Source organism: Streptomyces sp. NPDC048392 (genome assembly GCF_043200575.1).
GTDB lineage: Bacteria > Actinomycetota > Actinomycetes > Streptomycetales > Streptomycetaceae > Streptomyces.
This window is the reverse complement of sequence record NZ_JBICYB010000005.1, coordinates 49,580-74,466: the sequence shown is the minus strand read 5'-3', so window position 1 is coordinate 74,466 and position 24,887 is coordinate 49,580. Positions and strand designations below refer to the sequence as shown.

The 24,887-nt window shown below is 73.7% G+C and carries 20 protein-coding genes and 1 pseudogene; 12 read left to right on the top strand and 9 right to left on the bottom strand.

Translation table 11 applies throughout. The features are described 5' to 3' along the window. Positions 1–46 precede the first annotated feature (46 nt). From ACGFYH_RS10175 to ACGFYH_RS10160, 4 genes are read left to right on the top strand one after another with little or no spacing between them, the layout of a single operon-like run. A complete protein-coding gene (locus ACGFYH_RS10175; protein ID WP_393802672.1) occupies positions 47–1,189 on the top strand; it encodes an acyl-CoA dehydrogenase family protein in 1,143 nt (380 codons plus the stop codon). A 44-nt stretch (positions 1,190–1,233) separates the two neighbouring features. After that, positions 1,234–2,802 carry a 4-coumarate--CoA ligase family protein gene (locus ACGFYH_RS10170; RefSeq protein WP_393802671.1) on the top strand — a complete coding sequence of 523 codons (1,569 nt, stop codon included), beginning with the start codon at positions 1,234–1,236 and terminating at the stop codon, positions 2,800–2,802. After that, on the top strand, positions 2,799–3,533 hold the full coding sequence (locus ACGFYH_RS10165) for an enoyl-CoA hydratase family protein (protein WP_393802670.1): 735 nt from the start codon (positions 2,799–2,801) through the stop codon (positions 3,531–3,533). Before ACGFYH_RS10170 ends, ACGFYH_RS10165 begins: the two co-directional genes overlap by 4 nt. Continuing rightward, positions 3,521–4,159, top strand: coding sequence for a TetR/AcrR family transcriptional regulator (locus ACGFYH_RS10160; protein ID WP_393802669.1), 639 nt, complete (start codon positions 3,521–3,523; stop codon positions 4,157–4,159). Before ACGFYH_RS10165 ends, ACGFYH_RS10160 begins: the two co-directional genes overlap by 13 nt. 406 nt (positions 4,160–4,565) lie before the next feature. Here ACGFYH_RS10160 and ACGFYH_RS10155 read toward each other — a convergent pair. Both ACGFYH_RS10155 and pdxH read right to left on the bottom strand, forming a co-directional pair. Beyond that, positions 4,566–4,646 (bottom strand): annotated as a pseudogene (locus ACGFYH_RS10155) (pyridoxine 5'-phosphate oxidase C-terminal domain-containing protein); the annotation flags it as partial. Between the two features lie 28 nt (positions 4,647–4,674). Next, complete coding sequence (pdxH, locus tag ACGFYH_RS10150; RefSeq protein ID WP_393802668.1) at positions 4,675–5,361, bottom strand: pyridoxamine 5'-phosphate oxidase; 687 nt, start codon at positions 5,359–5,361, stop codon at positions 4,675–4,677. Between the two features lie 273 nt (positions 5,362–5,634). On the opposite strand from pdxH, the gene ACGFYH_RS10145 reads away from it, so the two are divergent. After that, positions 5,635–6,735: a citrate synthase 2 gene (locus ACGFYH_RS10145; RefSeq protein WP_393802667.1), complete on the top strand. Its 1,101-nt coding sequence runs from the start codon at positions 5,635–5,637 to the stop codon at positions 6,733–6,735. 693 nt (positions 6,736–7,428) lie between these two features. After that, on the top strand, positions 7,429–8,841 hold the full coding sequence (locus tag ACGFYH_RS10140) for a PAS domain-containing protein (RefSeq protein WP_393802666.1): 1,413 nt from the start codon (positions 7,429–7,431) through the stop codon (positions 8,839–8,841). A 247-nt stretch (positions 8,842–9,088) separates the two neighbouring features. Here the strand turns inward: ACGFYH_RS10140 and ACGFYH_RS10135 are convergent, their stop codons facing one another. Further along, positions 9,089–9,844, bottom strand: coding sequence for an SIS domain-containing protein (locus ACGFYH_RS10135; RefSeq protein ID WP_393802665.1), 756 nt, complete (start codon positions 9,842–9,844; stop codon positions 9,089–9,091). Positions 9,845–10,054: 210 nt separating this feature from the next. Here ACGFYH_RS10135 and ACGFYH_RS10130 point away from each other — a divergent pair, with 210 nt between their 5' ends. Together ACGFYH_RS10130 and ACGFYH_RS10125 are read left to right on the top strand one after the other, a co-directional pair. Then, on the top strand, positions 10,055–10,747 hold the full coding sequence (locus tag ACGFYH_RS10130) for a metal-dependent transcriptional regulator (RefSeq protein ID WP_393802664.1): 693 nt from the start codon (positions 10,055–10,057) through the stop codon (positions 10,745–10,747). 706 nt (positions 10,748–11,453) lie between these two features. Beyond that, entirely contained in the window at positions 11,454–12,410 is a 957-nt protein-coding gene (locus tag ACGFYH_RS10125) for an alpha/beta fold hydrolase (protein WP_393802663.1), read from the top strand. Between the two features lie 274 nt (positions 12,411–12,684). Here the strand turns inward: ACGFYH_RS10125 and ACGFYH_RS10120 are convergent, their stop codons facing one another. From ACGFYH_RS10120 to ACGFYH_RS10110, 3 genes are all read right to left on the bottom strand, one after another. Next, positions 12,685–14,328, bottom strand: coding sequence for a transporter (locus ACGFYH_RS10120; protein ID WP_393802662.1), 1,644 nt, complete (start codon positions 14,326–14,328; stop codon positions 12,685–12,687). After that, positions 14,325–15,116 carry an ABC transporter ATP-binding protein gene (locus tag ACGFYH_RS10115; protein ID WP_393802661.1) on the bottom strand — a complete coding sequence of 264 codons (792 nt, stop codon included), beginning with the start codon at positions 15,114–15,116 and terminating at the stop codon, positions 14,325–14,327. The genes ACGFYH_RS10120 and ACGFYH_RS10115 overlap by 4 nt, the downstream gene beginning before the upstream one ends. Positions 15,117–15,240: 124 nt before the next feature. Further along, positions 15,241–15,894, bottom strand: a complete 654-nt coding sequence (locus ACGFYH_RS10110) for a bifunctional DNA primase/polymerase (RefSeq protein WP_393802660.1) — start codon at positions 15,892–15,894, stop codon at positions 15,241–15,243. 309 nt (positions 15,895–16,203) lie between these two features. On the opposite strand from ACGFYH_RS10110, the gene ACGFYH_RS10105 reads away from it, so the two are divergent. Further along, positions 16,204–17,589, top strand: a complete 1,386-nt coding sequence (locus ACGFYH_RS10105) for a transcriptional regulator (RefSeq protein WP_393802659.1) — start codon at positions 16,204–16,206, stop codon at positions 17,587–17,589. Between the two features lie 201 nt (positions 17,590–17,790). Continuing rightward, positions 17,791–19,572, top strand: a complete 1,782-nt coding sequence (locus tag ACGFYH_RS10100; RefSeq protein WP_393802658.1) for a hypothetical protein — start codon at positions 17,791–17,793, stop codon at positions 19,570–19,572. Between the two features lie 159 nt (positions 19,573–19,731). Here the strand turns inward: ACGFYH_RS10100 and ACGFYH_RS10095 are convergent, their stop codons facing one another. After that, positions 19,732–21,048: an ABC transporter substrate-binding protein gene (locus ACGFYH_RS10095; protein ID WP_393802657.1), complete on the bottom strand. Its 1,317-nt coding sequence runs from the start codon at positions 21,046–21,048 to the stop codon at positions 19,732–19,734. A 116-nt stretch (positions 21,049–21,164) separates the two neighbouring features. Between ACGFYH_RS10095 and ACGFYH_RS10090 the strand changes: the two genes are divergently transcribed. Beyond that, a complete protein-coding gene (locus tag ACGFYH_RS10090) occupies positions 21,165–21,665 on the top strand; it encodes a hypothetical protein (RefSeq protein WP_393802656.1) in 501 nt (166 codons plus the stop codon). Positions 21,666–21,712: 47 nt separating this feature from the next. Further along, positions 21,713–22,606 (top strand): formyltetrahydrofolate deformylase, encoded by an 894-nt coding sequence (gene purU, locus ACGFYH_RS10085; protein ID WP_393802655.1) that lies wholly within the window; start codon positions 21,713–21,715, stop codon positions 22,604–22,606. 169 nt (positions 22,607–22,775) lie between these two features. Here purU and ACGFYH_RS10080 read toward each other — a convergent pair whose 3' ends face one another. Both ACGFYH_RS10080 and ACGFYH_RS10075 read right to left on the bottom strand, forming a co-directional pair. Then, positions 22,776–24,065, bottom strand: a complete 1,290-nt coding sequence (locus ACGFYH_RS10080; protein ID WP_393802654.1) for a maleylpyruvate isomerase N-terminal domain-containing protein — start codon at positions 24,063–24,065, stop codon at positions 22,776–22,778. Further along, complete coding sequence (locus ACGFYH_RS10075) at positions 24,062–24,655, bottom strand: sigma-70 family RNA polymerase sigma factor (RefSeq protein ID WP_393802653.1); 594 nt, start codon at positions 24,653–24,655, stop codon at positions 24,062–24,064. The genes ACGFYH_RS10080 and ACGFYH_RS10075 overlap by 4 nt, the downstream gene beginning before the upstream one ends. Between the last annotated feature and the right edge of the window lie 232 nt (positions 24,656–24,887).

The following is a 24,887-nucleotide window of genomic DNA, read 5'->3' as shown; positions in this document are numbered from 1 at the left end:
ACCAGCCACAACGGGCCCGCACCCGAACAGCGACCGAAGGAGCCCCGTGACCACCCTCATCGAATCCGAAGAGCGCAAGTCCCTCCGCGAAGCGGTGTCGGCCTTCGCCGGAAGCCACCCCCGCACCACCGGCCCCGCCGGCAACCGGCACTTCTGGCAGGAGGCGGCCAAACTCGGCTACATCGGCGTCAACCTGCCGGAGGCGTACGGCGGAGGAGGCGGCGGCATCACCGAACTCTCCCTCGTCCTCGAAGAGATGGGCGCCGCGGGCAACCCCCTGCTGATGATGATCGTCTCCCCGGCGATCTGCGGCACCGTCATCGCCCGCTTCGGCACCGAGGCGCAGAAGCGGGACTGGCTCCCGTCCCTGGCCGACGGCAGCCGCCTCATGGCCTTCGGCATCACGGAACCCGACGCCGGCTCCAACAGCCACCGCATCACCACCACCGCCCGCCGCGACGGCACCGACTGGCTCCTCACCGGCCGCAAGGTCTTCGTCTCCGGCGTCGACATCGCCGACGCCACCCTCGTCGTCGGCCGCACCGAGGACGCCCGCACCGGCAGGCTCAAGCCCTGCCTGTTCATCGTCCCGCGCGACGCGGACGGCTTCGAGCGCCGCCCCATCGACATGGAACTCAACGCCGCGGAGAAGCAGTTCGAGCTGGTCCTCGACGACGTACGGCTGCCGGCCGACGCCCTCGTCGGCGACGAGGACGCGGGCCTGCTCCAGCTCTTCGCGGGCCTCAACCCCGAGCGCGTCATGACCGCCGCCTTCGCGATCGGCATGGGCCGCTACGCGCTCTCCCGCGCCCTGGAGTACGCCCGCCAGCGCACCGTCTGGAAGACACCCATCGGCGCCCACCAGGCCATCGCCCACCCCCTCGCCCAGGCGCACATCGACCTCGAACTCGCCCGCCTGATGACGCGGCAGGCGGCCCACCTCTACGACGCCGGTGACGACACGGGCGCGGGCGAGGCCGCCAACATGGCCAAGTACGCGGCCGGGGAGGCCTGTGTGAGGGCCGTCGACCAGGCCGTGCACACCCTCGGCGGCAACGGCCTCACCCGCGAGTACGGTCTGGCCCAGCTGATAACGGCATCGCGGGTGGCCCGCATCGCACCCGTGAGCCGGGAGATGATCCTCAACTACGTCTCCCACCAGACCCTGGGCCTGCCCAAGTCGTACTAGCCCGTGTCACCGGCGCTGCCGGTGCCGCCCGTGTCGGAGGAACCGTGTTCCGCAGCGAGTACGCAGACGTCCCGCCCGTCGACCTGCCCATCCACGATGCGGTGCTCGGCCGGGCCGCCGCCTTCGGGAGCACCCCGGCGCTGATCGACGGCACCGACGGCACCACCCTCACCTACGAGCAGGTGGACCGGTTCCACCGGCGCGTCGCCGCCGCCCTCGCCGAGACCGGCGTGCGCAAGGGCGACGTCCTCGCCCTGCACAGCCCCAACACCGTCGCCTTCCCGCTGGCCTTCTACGCCGCCACCCGCGCGGGCGCCTGCGTCACCACGGTGCATCCGCTCGCCACCGCCGAGGAGTTCGCCAAGCAGCTGAGCGACGCGCGGGCCCGCTGGATCGTCACCGTCTCACCGTTCCTCGACACCGCCCGCCGGGCCGCCGAACTCGCGGGCGGCGTCCAGGAGATCCTGGTGTGCGACAGCGCGCCCGGCCACCGCTCGCTGATCGACATGCTGGCCTCCACCGCACCCGAACCGGCCGTCACCATCGACCCGGCCGAGGACGTCGCCGCCCTGCCGTACTCCTCGGGCACCACCGGCACGCCCAAGGGGGTGATGCTCACCCACCGGCAGATCGCCACCAACCTCGCCCAGCTCGAACCGCTGATGCCGGCCGCGCCGGGCGACCGCGTCCTCGCCGTGCTGCCGTTCTTCCACATCTACGGCCTCACCGCCCTGATGAACGCCCCGCTGCGGCTCGGCGCCACCGTCGTCGTACTGCCCCGCTTCGACCTGGAGCAGTTCCTCGCCGCCATCCAGAACCACCGCATCACCAGCCTGTACGTCGCCCCGCCGATCGTCCTGGCCCTCGCCAAGCACCCGCTGGTCGCCGACTACGACCTCTCCTCGCTGAAGTACGTCGTCAGCGCCGCCGCGCCCCTGGACGCCAGGCTCGCCGCCGCCTGCTCCCGGCGGCTCGGCCTGCCGCCCGTCGGCCAGGCGTACGGCATGACGGAACTGTCCCCGGGCACCCACGTCGTCCCCCTGGACGCCATGGCCGAGGCGCCGCCCGGCACCGTCGGCAAGCTGATCGCCGGTACCGAGATGCGCGTCGTCTCCCTCACCGAACCCGGCAAGGACCTCGGCACCGGGGAGGCCGGGGAGATCCTCATCCGCGGGCCCCAGATCATGAAGGGCTACCTGGGCCGCCCCGACGCCACCGCCGCCATGATCGACGGGGACGGCTGGCTGCACACCGGGGACGTCGGTCAGGTCGATGCCGACGGCTGGCTGTTCGTCGTCGACCGCGTCAAGGAGCTGATCAAGTACAAGGGCTTCCAGGTGGCCCCGGCCGAACTGGAGGCCCTCCTGCTCACCCACCCCGGCGTCGCCGACGCGGCCGTCATCGGCGCCCACAACGACGACGGCAACGAAGTACCGCACGCCTTCGTCGTACGCGGGCGGGCCGCGCCCGGCCTCACGGAGGGCGAGATCATGATGTACGTCGCCGAACGCGTCGCCCCCTACAAACGCGTCCGCCGGGTCACCTTCGTCGAGGCCGTCCCCCGGGCCGCGTCCGGCAAGATCCTGCGCCGACAGCTCCGGGAGCAGCGGTGATCCTGATCGGCCGCACGCGCACGCGGGGCGTCGAGACCCTCACCCTCGACTCCCCCCGCAACCGCAACGCCCTGTCCGCCGCCCTCGTCGGCGACCTGGCCGACGCCCTCACCGCGGCGGGCGAGGACCCCGGCGTCCGCGCCGTCGTCCTCGCCCACACCGGCAACACCTTCAGCGCGGGCGCCGACCTGCGCGACCCGCCCGACCCGGACGCCCTGGCGGGACTGTTCCGGCGGATCGCCGAAGTACCGAAACCGGTGATCGCCCGGGTCGCCGGGCACGTGCGCGCGGGCGGCCTCGGCCTGGTCGCCGCCTGCGACATCGCGGCGGCCTCGAACGAGGCCACGTTCGCCTTCACCGAGGTCCGCATCGGCGTGGCGCCCGCCGTCATCTCCCTGGCCCTGCTGCCGCGCGCCGACCCCCGCGCCCTCGCCCGCTACTACCTCACCGGCGAGCGCTTCGACGCCGCCGAGGCCGCCCGCACCGGCCTGGTCACGGCCGCGGGCGACGACGTGGACGCCGTACTCGAACCCGTCCTCGACGGTGTGCGCCGTGCCTCACCGCAGGGTCTGGCCGAGACGAAACGGCTGCTCACGGCTAGGGTGCTGGAGGCCTTCGACCGGGACGCGGCCGACCTGACCGCGCTCTCGGCCCGGCTGTTCGCCTCCCCGCAGGCCCGCGAGGGGATGACGGCCTTCCTCGAACGACGGGATCCGGAATGGGTGGTGTGAGCGGCGCCGTGAACACGGCCGACCGCGCGGAGCGCGTCCCCAAGCAGGACCGCAGCCGGGCCACCCGGCAACGGCTCCTGCAAGCCGCCGTGGCCTGCCTCGCCGAGCGCGGCTGGGCCGGATCCACGGTCTCCGTCGTCGCCGAACACGCCGGTGTCTCCCGCGGCGCCGCCCAGCACCACTTCCCGACCCGCGAGGACCTCTTCACGGCCGCCGTGGAGTACGTCGCGGAGGAACGCTCCGTGGCGCTGCGCGCCCTGTTCCCCGAGGGCGCGGCCGCCGACGACCGCCGGGCCGTGGTCGCCGCCCTGGTCGACCTCTACACCGGGCCCCTGTTCCGCGCCGCCCTCCACCTGTGGGTGGCCGCCTCCAACGAGGAGCAGCTGCGCGGCCGGGTGACCGAGCTGGAGGCCCGCGTCGGCCGCGAGAGCCACCGCACGGCCGTCGACCTCCTCGGCGCCGACGAGTCCCGCCCCGGCGTCCGGGAAAGTGTCCAGGGTCTTCTGGACATGGCCCGCGGCCTGGGGCTCGCCCATCTCCTCACCGACGACGGGGCGCGGCGGGAACGGGTGGTCGAGCAGTGGGCGCGGCTGCTGGACGGGGCGCTGGGCGAGGAGCCGGGCTGACGCCACGGGGACCGGTTCCAGGCGGTCGCCGACCCCGGCGCGGGTGAGGGCGACGCCGAGCGGCTCGCCCGCCGCGTCCCGGAGCGGCTGGTGACCGAGGCAGGCGCGGCCTGTGCCCGTCGTGCGCGGCGGTCACCGCACTCGGCGACGGCACGGTCCGGCAGTGCTTCGGCACGACGACGCGGACGCGAACGCGGCACGACCGGGCGTGGCGGCGGTGGACCGCCAGGCCTGTGCCGGGGCCGCCCCCTCCAGGACCTGACCCGGGACCGGGCACCGCTCGCGCTCGGTCACCTCGGCTCCGGGTTCGGGAACCGGCCCGGCCCCACCGACGGCTTCCAGGCCGGTGCGGCCGACCCCGGAGGGCCACCGCACCGCGTACGCCCGGGGCGAGCCGTGCGCCCCGTCACGGGCTGAGCCGCTCCACCCGCCAGCCGCCGTCCCCCTCGGCCACGTACCGCAGCCGGTCGTGCAGCCGGTTCTCCCGGCTCGCCCGGGGCGAGCCGTGCGCCCCGTCACGGGCTGAGCCGCTCCACCCGCCAGCCGCCGTCCCCCTCGGCCACGTACCGCAGCCGGTCGTGCAGCCGGTTCTCCCGGCCCTGCCAGAACTCCACCGCCTCCGGCGCCACCCGGAACCCGCCCCAGTGCGGCGGCACCGGCACCTGCTCGCCCTCCGGATAGCGCGCGTCCAGTTCGGCGTACGCGGCGTCCAGGGCACGCCGGCCGGCCACCACCGTGGACTGCGCGCTGGCCCAGGCACCCAGCTGGGAGCCGTGCGGCCGGGTCCGGAAGTAGGCGGCGGTCTCGTCCCGCCCGGTGCGCCGCGCGACGCCCGTCACCACGACCTGGCGGGCCATCGGATGCCACGGGAACAGCAGCGAGATGCGCGGGTTCTCGTCCAGCTCGCGCGCCTTGCGGGAGTCGTAGTTGGTGTAGAAGACGAACCCCCGCTCGTCGAAGTGCTTCAGCAGCACCGTGCGGGAGCTGGGCCGGCCCTCGCCGTCCGCCGTGGAGACGACCATGGCGTTCGGCTCGAACAGCCCGCCGTCCGTCGCGGCCTGCTTGAACCAGCGCGCGAACTGCTCGACGGGCGTCGCGGCCAGCTCGGTCTCGGACAGCCCCTCGGCCCGGTACTGCTTGCGCATCGAGGCGAGATCGAAGGGGGCGGCGGAATCGGCTTCGCGATCGGTCACGCCGCCCATCCTGCCGCATCCGCGCGGCCGCCCCACGTGGCCCCGGGGGAAGACCGGTGTCCTTCGTCACGCCCTGGCACCGAGTGCCGTGGGGGCTCCCCAAGCGTGGCACCCGGGGATATCGTGCTTGCTCCCGCTCCGGCTGGATGACCGACGGCCGTCCGGGGCATCACAGGGGTGACCGCCGGGACCGCGAGTCGAGGACACGACCGTGGATCCATGGAGGCGCCGCACCGCCTCCGCCCGGGTCGCCACACCACACTGATCACGAGGAGCCGCCTGATGTCCGACTTCGTACCCGGGCTAGAGGGAGTCGTCGCGTTCGAGACGGAGATCGCCGAACCCGACAAGGAGGGCGGCGCCCTTCGCTACCGCGGCGTCGACATCGAGGACCTGGTCGGGCACGTCTCCTTCGGCAACGTCTGGGGCCTGCTCGTCGACGGGGCCTTCGACCCCGGTCTGCCGCCCGCCGAGCCCTTCCCCATCCCCGTGCACTCCGGCGACATCAGGGTCGACGTCCAGTCCGCCCTCGCCATGCTCGCCCCGGCCTGGGGCCTCAGACCCCTGCTGGACATCGATGCCGGGCAGGCCCGTGACGACCTCGCCCGCGCCGCGGTCATGGCCCTGTCCTACGTCGCCCAGTCCGCGCGCGGCCAGAGCCTTCCCATGGTCCCGCAGCGCGAGATCGACAAGGCCCGGTCGGTGGTCGAACGCTTCATGGTCCGCTGGCGCGGCGAGCCCGACCCCAAGCACGTCGCCGCCGTCGACGCCTACTGGACCTCCGCCGCCGAGCACGGCATGAACGCCTCCACCTTCACCGCCCGCGTCATCGCCTCCACCGGCGCGGACGTGGCGGCCGCCCTCTCCGGAGCCGTGGGCGCCATGTCCGGGCCGCTGCACGGCGGCGCCCCCTCCCGCGTCCTGCACATGATCGAGGAGATCGAGCGCACCGGCGACGCCGAGGCCTACGTCAGGAAGACCCTCGACGCGGGCGAACGCCTCATGGGCTTCGGACACCGGGTCTACCGCGCCGAGGACCCGCGCGCCCGCGTCCTGCGCCGTACCGCCCGCGAACTGGGCGCCCCGCGCTACGAGGTCGCCGAGGCCCTGGAGAAGGCCGCCCTCGCCGAGCTCCACGCCCGCCGCCCCGACCGGGTCCTGGCCACCAACGTCGAGTTCTGGGCCGCCATCATGCTGGACTTCGCCGAGGTCCCGGCGCCCATGTTCACCTCGATGTTCACCTGTGCCCGTACCGCCGGCTGGTCCGCCCACATCCTCGAACAGAAGCGCACCGGCCGCCTGGTCCGCCCCTCCGCCCACTACGTGGGCCCCGGTTCCCGCGACCCGCGCGAGATCGAGGGCTACACCGGCATCGCGAACTGACCACCCCCCGGGACACGCCCCGGAGGACCCCTGAAGGCCCTGAACGCAGGCGACCCGCGAGTCTGGTTCCTCCAGTGGAGGAGCCGGCCGGACGTACCGGCGACTCGCGGGTCGGGTGACTGCTTGGGATTGGGCCGGCTGCGCGCATCCGTCACGCGCTGGTCCGGCGCCGCACTCCGTGTGGTGCCGGGCTGCTAGCCCGCAGCCACCTCACGCGTCCGGTTCTCATACATCTGCCGAACCACCTCCCTTCTCGTGTACGGCCCACCCTAGGAAACGGGCGGCCGCCGATCAATCGGTTTTCCGGACCGATTCGTCGTCGATCTCCCATGGACGCGTCTTCGCTGGTCACCTACGGTTTCGCACATGACGAAACGACGGGGGGCCCGTTGGTGAGGCGGGCGACGGTCAGTGGGTCGACGTCCGGGGCACGGATCGGGAACGGGTCGGGTACCGCTCGGGTACGCCCGGGCCGTCGTCGACGGCGGACCGGGTGACGAGTGGGTCGGTCGGAGGCTCGCCGCCCACCCGGGCACGACCCGTCATGACAGGGGCGTATGCCGAGTTTCCGCGGTACAACGATTTCTGCAATCTTGCGGGAACTCGGTGTGTGCTGCATCACGTTCGAGTTGAATGAAGGCCAGTGAGCGAACCGACGTACCGTACGGCGGACGCAGCCTGCAGGGGGTCCAGGTGAGTGCTTCCCGGCGTAGTGGGACCACCGACGAGCTGGGGCCGGAAGAGCCGGACGAGCCGGAGCAGCCCGAGCCGGACGGCGCGGACCTGTTGGCCGCGCTCCTCGACGGCATGGACGCGGCCCTGTGCGCCTTCGACGCGGCCGGGGTCGTGACCCATTGGAACCGCGAGGCGGAGCGCATCCTCGGCTGGAGCGCGGCCGAGGCCGTGGGACGGCAGGGCTTCGCCGGGTGGGCCGTGCGCGGCGCGGACGCCGGCGAAGTGGAGGACCGGCTGCTGTCCGCCATGCGGGCGCCGGGGCGCCAGGTGCACGAGTTCGCGCTGCTGACCAAGGACGGCGGCCGGGTGCTGGTGCGGACCCAGTCCGCGGCGGTGCGCGGTCCCGACGGGAGGCCCGCCGGGGTGTACTGCGCGTTCAGCGAGGTGCACACGCAGATCGACCTGGAGCGGTCCATCGCGCTGAGCGAGGCCCTGCTGGAGGACGCGAGCTGGGGCGTCGTCCTGGTGGACGCGGACCTGCGGCCCGCGGTGGTCAACGCGCACGCGGCACGGGCACTGGGGGCCGGGCGCACGTCCGTGCTGGGGCGGCCGCTCGGTGATCTGCTCGCCCAGGGCGTCGAGGAGCTGGAGAACGCGCTGACGCACGTCCTGGCCGAGGGCGCGCCACCCGCGCCGGCCGAGGTGTGGGTGAGCCTGCGCACGCCGGACGGGGAGCGGCGCCGGTGCTGGCGCAGTGGCTTCGTGCGGCTGGCCTCGCCGCTCGCGGAGGAGCCGGTGCCGCTGGGTGTCGGCTGGCTGTTCCAGGACGTCACGGAGACGAAGCAGGGCGAGCAGGAGGCGGCGCTGCTGCGCTTCCGGGCCAACCAGTTGCACCGGGCGGCGCGGGCCGCGGCCGAGTGCGAGGACCCTGCGGAGGCGGCGATCGTCCACCTGGACTTCGCGCTGGCCGGGTTCGCCGACCACGCCCTGATCGACCGGGTCGTGGGCGGGGCGGCGGTCGACACCGACGCGGCGGAGCCGGTCCGGCTGGTCCGGGTCGCGGCCACCCCGTCCGGCGCGCCGGGGCCGAGCGTGCCGTCCGGCACGGCCGGGATGCCGGTGCGCTACGGCGAGGGGCACCCCGCCGTGCAGTGCGTGGAGCGGGCGGGCTCGGTGCGGGCCAGCGCCGGTGTGCGCGCGGTGCCGGCCGAGCGGGTGCGGCAGTGGGCGGTGGCCCGGCAGTGGCCGGCGGACACGGTGCACGGCCTGTGCGCGGCACTGCGCAGCCGCGGCCGGACGCTGGGCGTCGTGACGTTCCTGCGCGGCGCGGGGCGGAGCGCGTTCGAACGGTCCGACGCGATGTACGCCGAGGACGTCGCGGTACGCATCGCCACGGCCCTGGACCTGGCGGGCGCGGTGGAGGAGCGGTAGCCGGACGGGGGTGACACGGCGGGCGGAAGGGCCGCCCGTTGGCGAGGTACCGGCTCCGGTGCGCGTACGTGCCCGGCCGGCGGTGCGTGCGGGAGGCCCCCGGCAGGCCGGTGGGCCCGAGCCGGGACCCGCACCTTGCGCTTCGAACGACTGCGTCCCGCTGCCTGACGGCAGCGGGACGCGACCAGCAGCCCGTTCACCATCAGTTTCCGTGCGGCGCGGCGCGGCGCTGAGCGGCGCGGCCCGCTCAGCGGCGGTAGAAGATGCGGTCCCGGTACCGGTCCAGTACGCGGCCGTTCCATTCGTGACCGCCGTCCACGTTGCCCGAGCGCAGCAGCGGGGGTTCGATACCGCGGTCGGCGAGGGCGGCGGCCGCCGTGGCCGTCATGGCCTGCATGAGGGCGCTGGTGACCACCGTGGAGGCGGGCGCGAAGGGCGCCGGGACGGTGTCGAGGGTGAGTTCCGCGTCCCCGACGGCGATCTTGGAGTCCAGCACGATGTCGCAGTGGTCCCTGAGGAAGGTGCCGGAGCTGTGCCGCGAGGTCGTCCCGGACGCGTACGCCACCGAGGTCACGCCGATGACCCGGATGCCGAGCGCGCGGGCGTTCATGGCCATCTCCACGGGCAGGGCGTTGCGCCCCGACAAGGAGATGATCACCAGGGCATCGCCCTCGCGGAGCGGGGAGGAGTCCAGGACGGCGCTCGCGAGGCCGTCGATGCGTTCCAGCGCGGAGCCGAGCGTCGCCGGCATCACGTCCACGCCGACGACGCCGGGCACGGTGAGCAGGTTCATCAGGGCGAGTCCGCCGGCGCGGTACACGACGTCCTGGGCGGCGAGGGAGGAGTGCCCGGCGCCGAAGGCGAAGAGCCGGCCGCCGTTCTGCACGGTGTCGGCGAGCAGCGTGCCGGCCGCCTCGACGCTGTCCGCCTCCTCGTCGCGGACGCGGCGCAGGAGGTCGATCGCCGCGTCGAAGAACTGGCCGGCCGGCTTGTGGTCGCTCATGCGGGACCCCTTCGGTGTGGCTGCGTCGCGGATCACGGTGCGGTCTGGACCAGTGCGGTGTCAATACGGCGGCGACGCGGCGGAGCGGGCCGCGCGGCCCGGCTTTTCGCGGCGAGACACGGTTGTCGGTGGTATGCGTCAGAATTGGTCGCAGGGCCAGCGCACGCGCCGGTGGGCCGTAGCCTCCGGCAATCTCATCAAGGGGCACGTATGTCCGGACTGATCGACACCACGGAGATGTATCTCCGCACCATCCTCGAGCTGGAGGAGGAAGGTGTGGTCCCGATGCGCGCCCGGATCGCCGAGCGGCTCGACCAGAGCGGCCCGACGGTCAGCCAGACGGTGGCGCGGATGGAGCGCGACGGCCTGGTGTCCGTGGCGGCGGACCGCCATCTGGAGCTGACCGACGAGGGCAGGCGGCTGGCGACGCGCGTGATGCGCAAGCACCGGCTCGCGGAGTGCCTGCTCGTCGACGTGATCGGCCTGGAGTGGGAGCAGGTGCACGCCGAGGCCTGCCGCTGGGAGCACGTGATGAGCGAGGCGGTCGAGCGCCGTGTGCTTGAGCTGCTGCGGCACCCGACCGAGTCGCCGTACGGGAACCCGATCCCGGGTCTGGAGGAGCTGGGCGAGACGGACGGTGCCGACCCCTTCCTGCGCGAGGGCATGGTGTCCCTCGCCGACCTCGCCCCGGGCCCCGAGGGCAAGACGGTCGTCGTGCGCCGTATCGGCGAGCCGATCCAGACGGACGCGCAGCTGATGTACACGCTGCGCCGGGCCGGGGTGCAGCCGGGCTCGGTGGTGAGCGTGACCGAGTCGGCGGGCGGCGTACTGGTGGGCAGCGGCGGCGAGGCCGCCGAGCTGGAGGCGGACACCGCCTCCCACGTGTTCGTCGCCAAGCCCTGACCGCCAAGCCCTGACCGCCAGGCTCTGAGCCGCAGGCGCCGAGTCGGCGGGCGCCGGCCGGGCAGGCGGATGGACGGGCGGATGGATGGACGGACGGACGGGCGGATGGACGGACGGACGGGCGGACGGGCTGGTGACGGGGCGCGGACGGGCGCCGGGGCGCCAACTTCGCGTCGCGGGAAGGGGATGCGCGCCGGCGCGTGGATCCCGTCGACCGGAGGTTCCAGTGCGCCGAATCGCAGCGCCCGGACGCTTCGCGTGCGAGGCTGTGGCGTGAGGCATATGGCGTGAGGGGCTCTTGGCCGCGGCTGACAGCGATGTCGCCCGGGCCGGAGAGGGGGAGGGGCATGCCGGAGAGACGGAGAGGGCCCCGGCGCCTGGTGGCGCCGGGGCCTGTCCTCCCCCGTGCTGACCTGGAGCCCCGAGCTCTCAAGGTCAATCCCCTCGGACCGTTTTCCCCGAGCGGCCCGCCTCCCGTTGAAGATCTCCCCTGGGCGGCGGCGATCAATCCCTGAGCGGTGTCACTCGAATGAGGGGTGTTGCTCACCAAGACGGCATTTTCGAATGGAGATTCGATAATCTGCGGACGTTGGCGTCCGCGGACACGACGCGGGACGGCAGGGCAGGCAGGCAGGACACGGTTCACAGGATCGGCCGGCCCGCAGGGGCGGGCGGGTCCGAGCGGAGCTTGGGGGTGCCAGGACCTATGGCGCGGCGCATCGACGTGACCGGCGCGGGCGGTGTACGCCTCGCGGCCTGGGAGTTCGGCGACCCTCCCAAGACCGACCGGCCGCACGACACATCCACATCCACTTCCCCACCCGCATCCGTACCCGCGTCCGCGCCCGGACCCGGCCCCCGGGCGGGCACACCCCTGGCGCACGGGTCAGGGGACCTGCCCGGCGTGCTGTTACTACACGGTCTGATGGGGCGCGCCTCCCACTGGGCCCCCACGGCCCGCTGGCTCTCCGCCCGTCACCGGGCCGTCGCCCTCGACCAGCGCGGCCACGGCCGCAGCGACAAGCCCCCGCGGGGCTCGTACACCCGGGAGGCCTATGTCGAGGACGTCGAGGCCGCGCTGGAGCAGCTCGGCCTCGGACCGGCCGTCCTGATCGGCCACGCCATGGGCGCGCTGACCGCCTGGCAGCTCGCCGCCAAACGCCCCGACCTGGTCCGCGGCCTGATCATCTGCGACATGCGGGCCTCCGCCCTCGGCGCCGCCTCCCAGCACACCTGGACCGAGTGGTTCCGCGCCTGGCCGGTCCCCTTCGCCACGCTCGCCGACGTCCGCAAGTGGTTCGGCGAGGACGACCCCTGGGTGGAGCGGCCGAATCCGGCCCGCGGCGAGTTCTACGCCGAGGTGATGGCCGAGTCCCCGGACGGCTGGCGTCCCGTCTTCGAACCGGAGCAGATGCTCCGCTCCCGCGAGACCTGGGTCTACGACGCCCACTGGGAGGAGCTGGCCCAGGTCCGCTGCCCCACCCTGGTCGTCCGCGGCCTCGACGGCGAGCTGGGCCGCGCCGAGGCCCAGGAGATGGTCCGCGTCCTGCCGAGCGGCCAGTACGCGGAGGTCGCCGACGCCGGCCATCTCGTCCACTACGACCAGCCGGAGGCCTGGCGGGCGGCCATCGAGCCGTTCCTGGCCACCCTCGGGGGCGTCTGACGACCCAGCGGCCTCCGTCGGCCACCCTCGGGGGCGTCTGACGACCCACCGGCCTCCGTCGGCCACCCTCGGGGGCGTCTGACCACTCACCGGCCCTCACCGGCCACCCTCAGGGGCGTCTGACGACCCAGCGGCCTCCGTCGGCCACCCTCGGGGACGTCTGACCACCCACCGGCCCTCACCGGCCACCCTCAGGCCCTGACCACCACGGCCGCCCACCAGCCCTCACCGCCACGGGCAGCCCACCCCGCCCCGCCGCGCCCCGCGAGGCACGTCAGCCCTTGCTGACCGCCGTGAGGATCTCCGGCAGTCGCTCCGCCGTGCGCGGCGCGGCCAGCCGCAGACCGGTCAGGGTCAGCGCCGCGCCGTACACCGCGCCCACGGGCAGCAGCAGCCAGCCGAGGCCGTCGGCGCCCTCGCTCAGGTTCAGCCAGATCGTCAGCGCGATCACCGGCGCGCACAGCAGGGCCGCGCCCATCATGCCGCCGAAGATCGAGACCCAGGCCAGCCCGACCTGACCGGGAGCGACGTTCTTGTACCCCTCCTGCGGGATGGAGTACGGAAAGCGCGCCGAGGTCCACGCGCCGGTCGCCAGCATCGCGCCGAGCAGCGCGAAGGACAGGCCGAGCGCCTCGGGCAGCGTCCGCCAGTCGTCGAGCATCGCGGTGGTGAGGACCGTGACGAGGGTGGCGTACGGCAGTGTGACCAGCAGCAGCGCCAGCGCACGGGCCCGCAGCTCGACATAGGCGTCCCGGGACGACGAGATGGTCATCGCGACCATCCAGAACGCGGACGTGTCCTGCCCGAACTGGTTGTACATCTGAATACCGAGCATGCCGGCGGCGAAGCAGGCGAAGTACACCGAGCCGGTGCCCTGCCACGCGTTGAACACCGGCACGATCAGACCGATGGCCAGCGAGGTCACCCACGCCGCCTTGGTCTTCGGATCGCGCCACACATAGCGCAGGGTGCGTTCCATGGTGGTGCCGGTACGCCCCGCCGGCAGCCACCGTGCGGGCCCGGCCGAGCCGCGCTCGCGCACCGGCCGGGTGTCGCTCTGGATCGTGGAGCCGTCGGGCGTCGTCATCAGCCGCGTCAGATGGCGCGCCCACACCCACAGCAGCAGCACCAGGGCCGCCGCGGCCAGCGCCAACTGGGCGAGCGCGACGCCGTACGACCCGTCGCTCGCCGCGTCCATCGCGCCGATCGCCGACGCGGGCGGCACCCAGCGCACCACGTCGGCCACCGGATCCAGCTCCCCGAGCCCCGAGGAGCCCAGGCGCTGCGCCCCGAAGTTGACGAACTGCGCGCCGACCGCGACGACCAGCCCGCTCAGCACCGCCAGATCGCGTCCCTTGCGGCTGGTCAGCAGCCGCACGTTGGCGGCGGCGACGGCCCGCGCGAGGGTCACGCACACCAGCAGCGCGAGGACCGCGCCGACGACACCGACGGCGTACGCCGCCCCGCCGTGCGCGACCGCGGCCACGGACCCGGCGAACATGCACAGCGTGAACAGCGGCCCGATGCCCACCAGCGAGGACGTGAGCAGGGCCCGCACCAGGGGGCCGGGCCGCAGCGGCAGCATCACCAGCCGGGTGGGGTCGAGCGTCTCGTCCCCGGCCGGGAAGAACAGCGGCATCACCGCCCAGCCCAGGGCGAGCACCGCGGTGAACAGGACGACCAGCGAGTCCACGTGCGCGTAGCCGCGCAGCGCGATCAGGCCGATCAGCTGGAGCGCGGCGAAGAGCAGCACGACGACGGCCGAGGCGAGGTAGGCGGCCCGCCGTCCGCCGGACTGCCGCAGCCCGTTGCGCAGGAGCGACAGTTTCAGCCGTACGAAGACCGAGGTGAGGGACGGGACCGACGAGGCGGGCGGGGGCGGCGGCACGGAGGCGGCCGGCGTGGCCTGCGCGCTCATCGGGACCCGCCGCCCAGCCAGTCCAGGTCGGACCCGGTGTCCCGGCCCCCGGCACCGACGAGTTCGAGGAACGCCTGCTGCAACGAGGCCGCCTCGCCCCGCACCTCGGCGAGCGTGCCGGTGGCACGGATGCGGCCGGCGGCCATGACCGCCACCCAGTCGCACAGCGACTCCACCAGTTCCATGACGTGGGAGGAGAAGACCACGGTGGCGCCGGAGGCGGTGTAGCGCTCCAGGACGCCTCGGATGGTCTGCGCGGAGACCGGGTCGACACCCTCGAACGGCTCGTCGAGGAACAGCACTTCCGGGTTGTGCAGCAGGGCGGCGGCGAGCCCGATCTTCTTCCGCATGCCGGTCGAGTAGTCGACGACCAGCTTGTGCTGGGCCCCCGCCAGGTCGAGCACCTCAAGGAGCTGCGTCGCCCGCTTGTCGACCTCGTCGCCCGGCAGTCCGCGCAACCGGCCGGTGTAGCCGAGCAGTTCCCGCCCCGACAGCCGCTCGAAGAGCCGCAGCCCCTCGGGCAGCACCCCGATCCTGGCCTTCACCTCGACCGGATCGCGCCACACGTCGTGCCCGACGACCTCCACCGACCCCTGGTCCGGCCGCAGCAGCCCGGTCACCATGGAGAGAGTCGTGGTCTTCCCCGCCCCGTTGGGCCCGACGAGCCCGATGAACTTGCCCGCCGGCAACTCGAGATCGATCCCACCCACGGCAACCTGCTGCCCGAACCGCTTCCAGAGCCCCTGAACCCGCACGGCGCCAGTACTCACCACAACTCCCTCCGTCACCACGAACCCTACGGGGGGACAGCGCACCGAGGGGGCGCGGGGAACCGTGCGACGAGCCGCACACCGGCGGCACCCGCCCCGGCACAGCGATCCGGCACAGCGATCCGGCGGGCGAACAGGCGCCCTAACGATCCCGCCCGCACGCATACGTCAACGGCGAGATCAGCTCCTCCACATCCGGCAGCCACCGGTTCACCGCGGTCGGCCGGCAGGCCCACTGCACCGCCCCCCGGATCCCGTACCGCGTGGGCGGCGCGGCCACGTACGCCCCCTCGCCCAACGCGGTCAGGTCCAGGGCCGACGGCGACCACCCGAGCCGCCGTACGAGATCGGGCACCTTGGCCGCGGCGCCCGGCAGGACGAAGAACAGCATCCGCCGGTCCGGCGTCAGCGTCACCGGCCCCAGCGTCAGCTCCATCCGCTGCATCCGGGCCAGCGCCAGGAATCCGGCGGTCTCCGGCACGTCGATCGCGTCGAACGTCCGCCCCGTGGGCAGCAGGATCGACGCCGTCTGCTGCTTCTGCCACATCCGCCGCGCGACGGTCGCACTGCCCGTCGCCTGCGCCGCCCAGTCCTCGCGCGCCGGGTGCGCGCCCGGGGCGGCGCACGCCGGGTCCCCGCAGGAGCAGTGCTGCACCCCCTCGGAGGGCACCAGCCAGGTGCCGGGAAACACGTCCCAGTGACGCTCCTCGGCGTAGCGTACGGCGGTCTCCAGCAGCGATGTGCCGCGCTGCTGCGGGATCTGAGCGGCTTCGGTGCCCGGGATGGTCTCTTCCACGTGGGTCTCAACTCCCGTGCTCACCGGGGGTTACGGGCGTGGCGCGCGCGGGGGAGGTGCATCGACACCGCATTCGGGGCGCATGGGTGCATACGTGGGGGCGCGCGGGAGGATCCACCGTGGGACTGGGTAGCCACGTCTGGGGCCGACGGGCCCACGGGCCGACGTCCGCCGTCGTCCCGGCAATCCTCGCAAGCTTCACAAGTCTCGCATTGTCGGCACATCGACGGGGCATTGCTCTTCACGGCCGGATCTTCTCGTCCGCCGGGACAGCATCGGGATCGCTTGAGACCGCATGGGGGTTACGCCATGGCCGCAAGGCCTCTCGTCGCGCGGCAGCCGAACGAACGACTGCAGGCGCTCATTCAGGAAGCGGGCTGCTCGAACGCGGGCCTCGCCCGCCGGGTCAACGTGTGCGGGGTCGAGCACGGTCTCGACCTCCGGTACGACAAGACCTCCGTGGCCCGCTGGCTGCGCGGACAGCAACCGCGGGGCCGGGCACCGGCGATCATCGCCGAGGCGCTCGGACGCAAGCTGGGCCGCACGGTCACGATCGACGAGATCGGCATGGCCAACGGCAAGAACCTCGCGTCCGGCGTCGGCCTCCAGTTCTCGCCGACGGTACTGGGGGCCATCGAGCAGGTCTGCGAGCTGTGGCGCAGCGACGTGGGGCGCCGGGACTTCCTGTCCGGTTCCTCCGTCGCCGCCTCCGCGCTCGTCGAGCCCAGCCGGGACTGGCTGATCTCCGCCCCCGACCCGCAGGTGTCGCGTTCGGCGGGGCCGCGGGTGGGCCAGTCCGACGTGGCCGCCGTGAAGGCGATGACGCAGGCCCTGGTGGAACTGGACCACCAGTACGGCAGCGGGCACGTGCGCCCGGTCCTCGTGCACTACCTGAACAGCGTCGTCTCCGGACTGCTGGCCGGCTCCTATCGGGAGGTGGTCGGACGGGAGTTGTTCGCCACGGTGGCGCGACTGACCGAACTGGCCGGATACATGGCCGTCGACACCGGCCAGCCGGGCCTCGCCCAGCGGTACTACATCCAGTCGCTGCGGCTCGCGCAGGCGGCCGGGGACCGCGGTTACGGCGGCTACGTGCTGGCCGCGTCCATGAGCCACCTCGCCGCACAGCTCGGAAACCCGCGCGAGATCGCCCAGCTGGCCCGGGCGGCGCAGGAGGGCGCACGCGGGCGGGTGACGCCGCGCGCGGAGTCGATGTTCCACGCGGCCGAGGCCCGCGGCCACGCGCTCCTGGGCGACGTACGGGCGGCCCACGAGGCGGCCGGGCGGGCGGTGGGCGCGATGGAGTCGGCCGATCCGGCCGCCGGGGACGACCCGGTGTGGATCGCGCACTTCGACGGCGCCTATCTCGCCGACGAGTTGGCGCACTGCCACCGGGACCTCGGGCAGGCCGACGCGGCGGCACGGTACGCGCGGCAGTCCCTGGACGGGCACCCCGAGTCGCGGGCCCGCAGGCGGGCCATCGGCCATGTGCTGTTGGCCACGGCCCAGGTGCAGCAGCGCGAGATCGAGCAGGCCTGCAACACGGCGACGAAGGCCGTGGAACTCCTGGAGACGCTGCGCTCCAACCGGGGCGCCGAGTACCTGGACGACTTCCAGGCCCGGCTGGAGCCGTACCGGGAGGAAGCGGTGGTCAGGGAGTTCGGGGCCCGCCTCGACCTGCAGACCGCCGCGTGAACGGAGCGGGCGCGGACGCCTGAACGCGCGTGAACCTTCGGTGTGGTGAGTGCGTGGATATGTGAACGGCGCGCCGGGGCGCGGTTTTGTCACTGCGGTCACAGGGAAAGAGCTGACGCCCCATGCGGCGTGGCCGTGGGCTCGGGGGACCCGGTAGCGTGAGCCGACGATTCCGAAGGTCCCCCATTCGTAGGAGTCCCGGTGACGCAGAGTGGACAGGGCGAGGAGCCCTCGGCGCGGCAAGCGCGCGAAGGCATCGTGCTGCCCTCGGACGGTGGCGAGCCCTTGCTGCCCGGTCTGGCCGGCGGTCCCGTCGGCCCGCAGGCCGGTGGCCCCGCCCCCGCCTCGGCGCCGCCCGGCGGTCAGGCCTGGGACCGGCCCTGGGGCCCCGAGCAGCAGAGCACGCCCCCCGGCCAGGGCTGGCCCACGCCGCCCGGCGCCCAGCCCTGGGAGGCTCCGGAGACCGACCGGCACTCCGCGCCGCACGCCTGGCCGCCCGCGCAGGGAGACCCGGCGCAGGCCCCCGGGGCCCTGCCGCCCCAGGCCGCACCCGGCCCGCTGCCGCCGGAGGGCGCGCGGTCCCCGTCGTACGGGGCACCGGCAGGCGACCAGCCCTACGGCGCCCAGCCGACGTACGGGCAGTACCAGGATCACCTCCAGCAATCCCAGGATCACCAGCACCAGCAACCCCAGGGTCACCAGTACCGGCAACCCCAGGATCACCAGCACCAGCACCAGCAGCACCAGCAGCAGCACCAGCACGGCGAGGGCGTCGGGCCGTTGCCGTCCGCGCCGTTGCCGCCGGCCGACGAGGGCGCCACCCAGTACATACCGCCGGTCGTCGGGATGCCCGGGGACGAGGGCGCCACCCAGTACATACCGCCGGTCGTCGGGATGCCCGCGGACGAGGGTGCCACCCAGTACCTACCGCCCGTGGCTCCGGGAGCGCTGCCCCCGGAGAGCACCGCGCAGCCGCACGCCGGGTCGGACCGGTTCCTCGGCCAGGGGCCGCGGTACCCCGCCCAGCCCGAGGCCGGGCACCGGCCCGCATCCCCGCCCCACCCGGACGCCGAGGCCACGCAGTTCATCGCGCCCGTGCCCGGCGGCCCCACCGGTGACACGTACGGGGCCGCTCCCGGCGGTGACGAGGGGCGGCAGCCGCCCTCCGAGTTCGACAACCTCTTCCGCGGCGCGCCCGGTGCCGACGGCCCCGCCTCGGCCACCCAGCAGATGCCCCGCTTCGACGCGCCGCAGTCGCAGTACCCCGCCGACCAGCCCATGTACGCCCCGCAGGGCCCGGGTGGCGGTGGCGGTGGCAGGCGGCGCGGGAACGGCGGCGGCCGGGGCGGGCGCGGCGGCTCGCGTCTGCCGCTCCTCGCGGTCGTCGGGGTGGGCATCGCCGTAGTCGGGGTCGGCGCCGGCGCGATGATGGCCGGCGGGGGAGACGACGAGGACAAGGGCGGCAACCAGCCGGTGTCCGCCACGGCACCCGTCTCCGAGGCCGCCTCCGCCTCCGCCTCGGCGTCCGTGGACCCGGTCCGTCGGCAGGCCGTCGAGCTGGACAAGCTGCTCACCGAGAGCGGCACCGGCCGGACCACCGTGATCAACGCCGTGGGCGACGTGAGGACCTGCGACAACCTGTCCCGGGCGGCCGAGGACCTGCGCGAGGCCGCCAAGCAGCGCAGCGGGCTGGTCGAGAGCCTCTCCAAGCTGTCGGTGGACAAGCTGCCCCGTCACACCGAGCTGACCACCGCGCTCACCAAGGCGTGGCAGGCCTCTGCGTCGGCCGACAACCACTACGCGGCCTGGGCCGACCGGACGGCAGGCAAGAAGGGCTGCAAGAAGGGCAAGGCCGCCACCCAGCCCCAGGTGGCCAACCGGGCGAGCGGCACGGCCAGCAAGGAGAAGGCCAAGGCCGCGGAGCTCTGGAACGCCATCGCCAAGCAGTACGGCCTGACCGAACGCCGGCCGACCCAGCTGTGACCCGGCCCTGAACGGTCCGGGCCGCCCTGAACGGTCCGGGTGGCCCTCGGCGGTCCGGGTGGCCCTCGGTGGCCCGGGTGGCCCTCGGCGGTCCGGGCGTCCCTCAGTGGCCCGGGTGGCCCCGACCGGCCCGGGCGAGGGACCGGGCCGGTGGTCCGCTCAGGCCACGTCCGCGTTCTGGAGGGTGCGGGTGGTGTCCACGGTGCCCCGGCGGGCCGAGACCAGACGCCCTTCCCGCACCACCTGGAGGTTCACGTCGGCGTTGACCAGGCGCGGTAGGCCGATGGAGGCCAGCTTGTCCGCGAAGGTCCACCGGAGGGTCGGCGTGAGTCCGCCCGTGCCGACCTTCAGCCCGCCGTCCAGGGCCCGCCTGACGGTGTCCGCGCTCACCTCGCCGTCGCCGAGCGACTCGACGACCTGCTTGAGGACGGTGTACGCGATCCAGGTCGTCTGCACCCCGGCGTCCGCAGCGTCGACGTCGTTGTCGCCGAACGCCTCCTCCTTGATCAAATCCTTCATCCCGGCCCAGGCCGGGTCGCTCACCGCCGGGTACCAGCCGGTGACGTACGCCCCCTCGTAGGGCCCGGACGCCCCGCCGCTCGCGTTGACCGCGCTCTGGTCGGCGCTGCCGAGCACGGTCGCCGTCCGTACCTCGGGGTGGTCCCCGCGGGCCCGCCGGAAGGAGTCCATGAAGGTGCCGGTGCGGTCCCCCAGGACGGGCACCACGCAGCCCGGCTCCCGCGGGTCGGCACTCGCCCGCCGCAGCGCCTGGTCGGACTGGCCGTCGTACTCGGTGGCGTCCTCCGCCGCCCGCTGGTCGCGGGCCGGGTCGTGGCCGCCCGAGGTCAGTCCCGAGTCCAGCAGCACGGGCAGCTGGTCGCCGGCGATCGTGTCGGGCCGGACCAGCGTGACCGTGCCGCAGGAGTCGGCGAGCGCGCTCCCGAGACCCGCCAGCAGGGCCGGCTGGCCCCCGTTGACCGGGTACGACAGCGGACTGGTGAACTCCGTGTTGGTGATGCCGTAGCCGCCGATGTACGGAACGCCGGCACCCTCCAGCACGGGGAAGAAGGAGTCGGCGTGCTGGCTGTAGGAGCCGACTACGGCGACCGCGTCCTCCTTGACGGCACGGCGGGCGCACTTCGCGGCGGTCACGCTGTCGTTGTGATCGTTGCAGGTCAGGACGTTGAGCTCGCGTCCGCCGACACCGCCCTTGGCGTTGATCCAGCGGGCGTAGGCCTGGGCGAGGGCGGGCATGCCGGGCTTGTTGGTCGCGCCGGTGTCCCGCGGGGCCCAGGTCATGACGGTGATCGGATCGTCCCCTGAGCCTCCCGTGGCACCGGGGACGACCCCGCAGCCGGTGGTGAGCGACGCGCACGTCACCAGCGCGCCCGCGCACACGAGGCCGGTGCGGATGGCCCGGAAGCGGCGGCGGAGGCCGCCGGGGAGGGTGCTGCGGATGGGGCGCCTGCCGGTCATGCACCCGCACGATTCCGTCACACGGCCAACCTGGGAGTGACCCGCGGTCAAGACGTGGTGACACGGAGGTGAATTGCGGGGGGCGGCGGGGCCCGGAGGGGAGGAACGTAGGATCGATGACCGTGCAAGGTTCGGAGAACTCTTCCCGTCGCGGCCGTCGCTCCTCCACCATGGGCGGCATGCCACTCAACGACATGCCGTGGTGGCGCTGGCGCAGCCAGGTGCGCTCCGCGCTGCACATGCTCTCCGCCCCCGCCTTCCAGCGGGACGTCTGGCTGGCCGGCGTGGACGGCTACGGGGACGTCACCGACGCCGTGTACCGCCTGGTCGAGGACACCTGGCTGGACCACTGGTCGGCCGAGAAGTACGTGGGCACGGTCTTCCGCGACTCGCAGGAGGCGGCGCTCGTCGACACCGCCGTACTGCGCGTACTGCGGATCGTGCACCAGGTGGGTCCGGACGCGCCGGTGACCGCGTATCTGGAACACGCGGACTGGCCGGAGGCGGTGCGGGCGGCGCGCGACGCGCACGTACGGCTGGCCACCAGCGACGGCGAGGACCCGGAGGCGGAGCCGCGCTCGCTCGAGGTGCTGCAGATCCTGACCCGGTCCGCCTGACGGGACGGCACGCGGGCCGGGGGGCCGGATATGGGACCCTGTGCTGCATGAACGCGCAGTCCTCCGCCGCCGTCCCCTCGGCCGACGCCCCGGCCGACCAGTACGTCCTCACCCTGTCCTGCCCCGACAAGCAGGGCATCGTGCACGCCGTCTCGAGCTACCTCTTCATGACCGGCTGCAACATCGAGGACAGCCAGCAGTTCGGGGACCACGACACGGGTCTGTTCTTCATGCGGGTCCACTTCTCGGCCGACGAGCCGGTGACCGTGGACAAGCTGCGCGCCAGCTTCGCCGCGATCGGTGACGCCTTCCGCATGGACTGGCAGATCAACCGGGCCGACGCGAAGATGCGCGTCGTGCTGATGGTGAGCAGGTTCGGGCACTGCCTCAACGACCTGCTGTTCCGGGCGCGGATCGGCGCGCTGCCCGTGGAGATCGCGGCGGTGGTGTCCAATCACACCGACTTCGCGGAACTGGTGGGGTCCTATGACATCCCCTTCCACCACATCCCCGTGACGAAGGACACCAAGGCGGAGGCCGAGGCCCGGGTCCTGGAGATCGTGCGCGAGGAGAACGTCGAACTCGTCGTGCTGGCCCGCTACATGCAGGTCCTCTCCGACGACCTGTGCAAGCGGCTCAGCGGCCGGATCATCAACATCCACCACTCCTTCCTGCCGAGCTTCAAGGGCGCGAAGCCCTACCACCAGGCGCACGCGCGGGGTGTGAAGCTGATCGGCGCGACCGCGCACTATGTGACGGCCGACCTCGACGAGGGGCCGATCATCGAGCAGGAGGTCGAGCGGGTCGGCCATGACGTCACGCCGGACCAGCTGGTGGCGGTCGGCCGGGACGTGGAGTGCCAGGCGCTGGCGCGGGCCGTGAAGTGGCATGCGGAGCGGAGGATCCTTCTCAACGGGCGCCGGACGGTGGTTTTCGCCTAGGTCCTGTCGTCCAACTCGCGTCGTCGCCCGCGGGGCAGACGGGAGTTGGACGACAGGACCCGGCGCCCGGCGCCCGTCCCGCGGGCGGCCGCGGGTGCGCGGAGGACAGGCCACCGGCTGCCGGCGGCCGCGGGCTGCCCGCGGCCGCCGGCGAAACCGCGACCCGCCCCTACATCCGGCTCAAGCTCGCCGCTGCGAACAGCACGTCCCGGATCGCCTCCCGGTCCCCGGTCTGGCCCGCGGCGGCCTCCGCCGGAGGGACGCGGCCCGCCGCCAGCCGGCAGAACTCCACGCCGTCAAGCGCGACATGGGCCACCTCGTAGTCGGTGGAGCCCACCGCACCGGGGGAGTCGAGCGGGATGAGCCACTCGCCGCCGCCCGAGCCCTCGATCTCCAGCCGCAGGCTGCGTCCCGGCTCGCCCGCGGCGACCAGGTGAGGGCGCTCGCCCGGTGCGGCCAGACCCGCCCGGCGGCGGGCCGCCAGGACGCCCGGCAGCATGCGGGCCGCGAGGTCGATCATGCCGTTGAGATGGCGCGCGGAGGGCGGCTCGTAGGGATAGGCCACCGCCTCGGCGATGTCCTCCGCGTGCACCCAGCACTCGAACGCCCGGTCCAGCATCGCGTCGCGCAACGGCAGCTCGAAGTCGCCGTACGGGACCGGCAGCCCGCCCGCGTCACCGGTGAACGCCACCGTCCGGACGAGGCCGTGACTCTGCTCCCGCCAGGGCGCCCGCACCGCGCGGGCGGGCGGAGCGTGGGAGACCCGCCAGTACGCCTCCGTGCGGACGGACGGGGTGCGGCCGGGCGCGGTGATGTCACCCAGCGGGTCGGGAAGGCCGAGGGCGACCGCGACCGTCCCGTCGACCGTCAGCAGGTGCGCGATGACCCCGGCGACGGTGGTGCGGCGGCTCGCGGCGCTGTCGGCCTCGAACCAGCGCAGCCGGACCGGCGCGTGCCACTCGGCGTCCCCGAAGTCCTGGAGCAGTGCGTCCAGCCGCGCGGTCTCGGCGTCGTACGGGGTGGCCCACTCGGGCACCGGAATGCGGGGCGGGCGCCGCTCCAGGCATCCGTCCAGGACGCGGGTGCGCAGGGCGGGGTCCAGGTCGAGGCTCTCCGGGCGCTGGAGCAGCGTGACGGCCTCGCGCAGGCGCAGCGCCTCGTCGGCGCAGGTGTCGCACTGCCCGAGGTGCTCCTCGACGGCCGTCGCCTCCTGCGCCGAGCAGGCGGCCAGCGCCCACGCGCCCAGCAGCGAGGTCAGCACCTGGTGCTCCAGCGCGACAGGCGCCGCCTCGGGCAGCGGGCGCCCGCCGTCCTCGACGGCGGCACGGGGCAGCGGGATACGGGCCCCGGTGCCGGTGCCCCCGGTATCAGTGTCCTCGTGGCCCGGGCCGTCGGAGCCGCAGGAGGTACCCGCGTCGCGGCCTTCCCCGTTCTCGTCGTTCTCTTCGTACGCCTTCACGCCGCACCTCCGTGCCCGGGCGGAGCCCCGGGCGGGTGCGGGGAGGTGCCGGCCTCGCGGGCGGTGGACAGGAGCTGGAGGCCCAGGCGGAGCCGGCGGCGGGCCTCGTCCTCCGTGACGCCGAGGTCGACGGCGGTCTGGCGGTAGTCGCGGCGCTGGAAGTAGGCCAGCTCAAGGGCGGCGCGCAGGGGAGCCGGCATGGACTGGACGATGTAGTCGGCACGGGCGGCGACCGAGGCCTGGCGCACCTTGGTCTCCAGCTCCTCCGCGGTGCCCGGCCCGCCCCGGACGAGGGCCGCCGTCTCGGTGGCGCGCAGCCGCTGGACGGCGAAACGGTGGGTGAGGGTGGCGACCCACGTGCGCAGCGGTCCCTGCCGGGGGTCGTAGGCGTCGGGGTGCTCCCAGACGTGCGCGAAGACGTCGCGTGTGATGCGGTCGGCGGCCCGCTCGTCGTCGAGTACACGGTGTGCCAGACCGTGCACCAGCGAGGCGAACCGGTCGTACAGCTCGCCCAGGGCGGCGGCCTCGCCGCGTGCGAGCCGCTGCTGCATCTTGCGGTCCCAGCGCAGTGGCGCGTCTCTCTCCGCCATGCGGTCCCTCCACCCCCTGTCGGTCCCTGTCGGTCCCTGTCGGTTCCGGCCCGTTCCGGCCCGTTCCGCCGTCCAGCCTGCGGCCGTTCTCTCCCCGAATGTAGTGGGCACGTCCGACAGCGCACGCCCCTTTGTGCCAATGCGCGCCCCCGGCACGCCGCAGGTGGTAAGCGCTTCTCGTACCCTCCAGCGTGCGACCGCATTCGATCGAACGGGATCGAACAGGACTCGA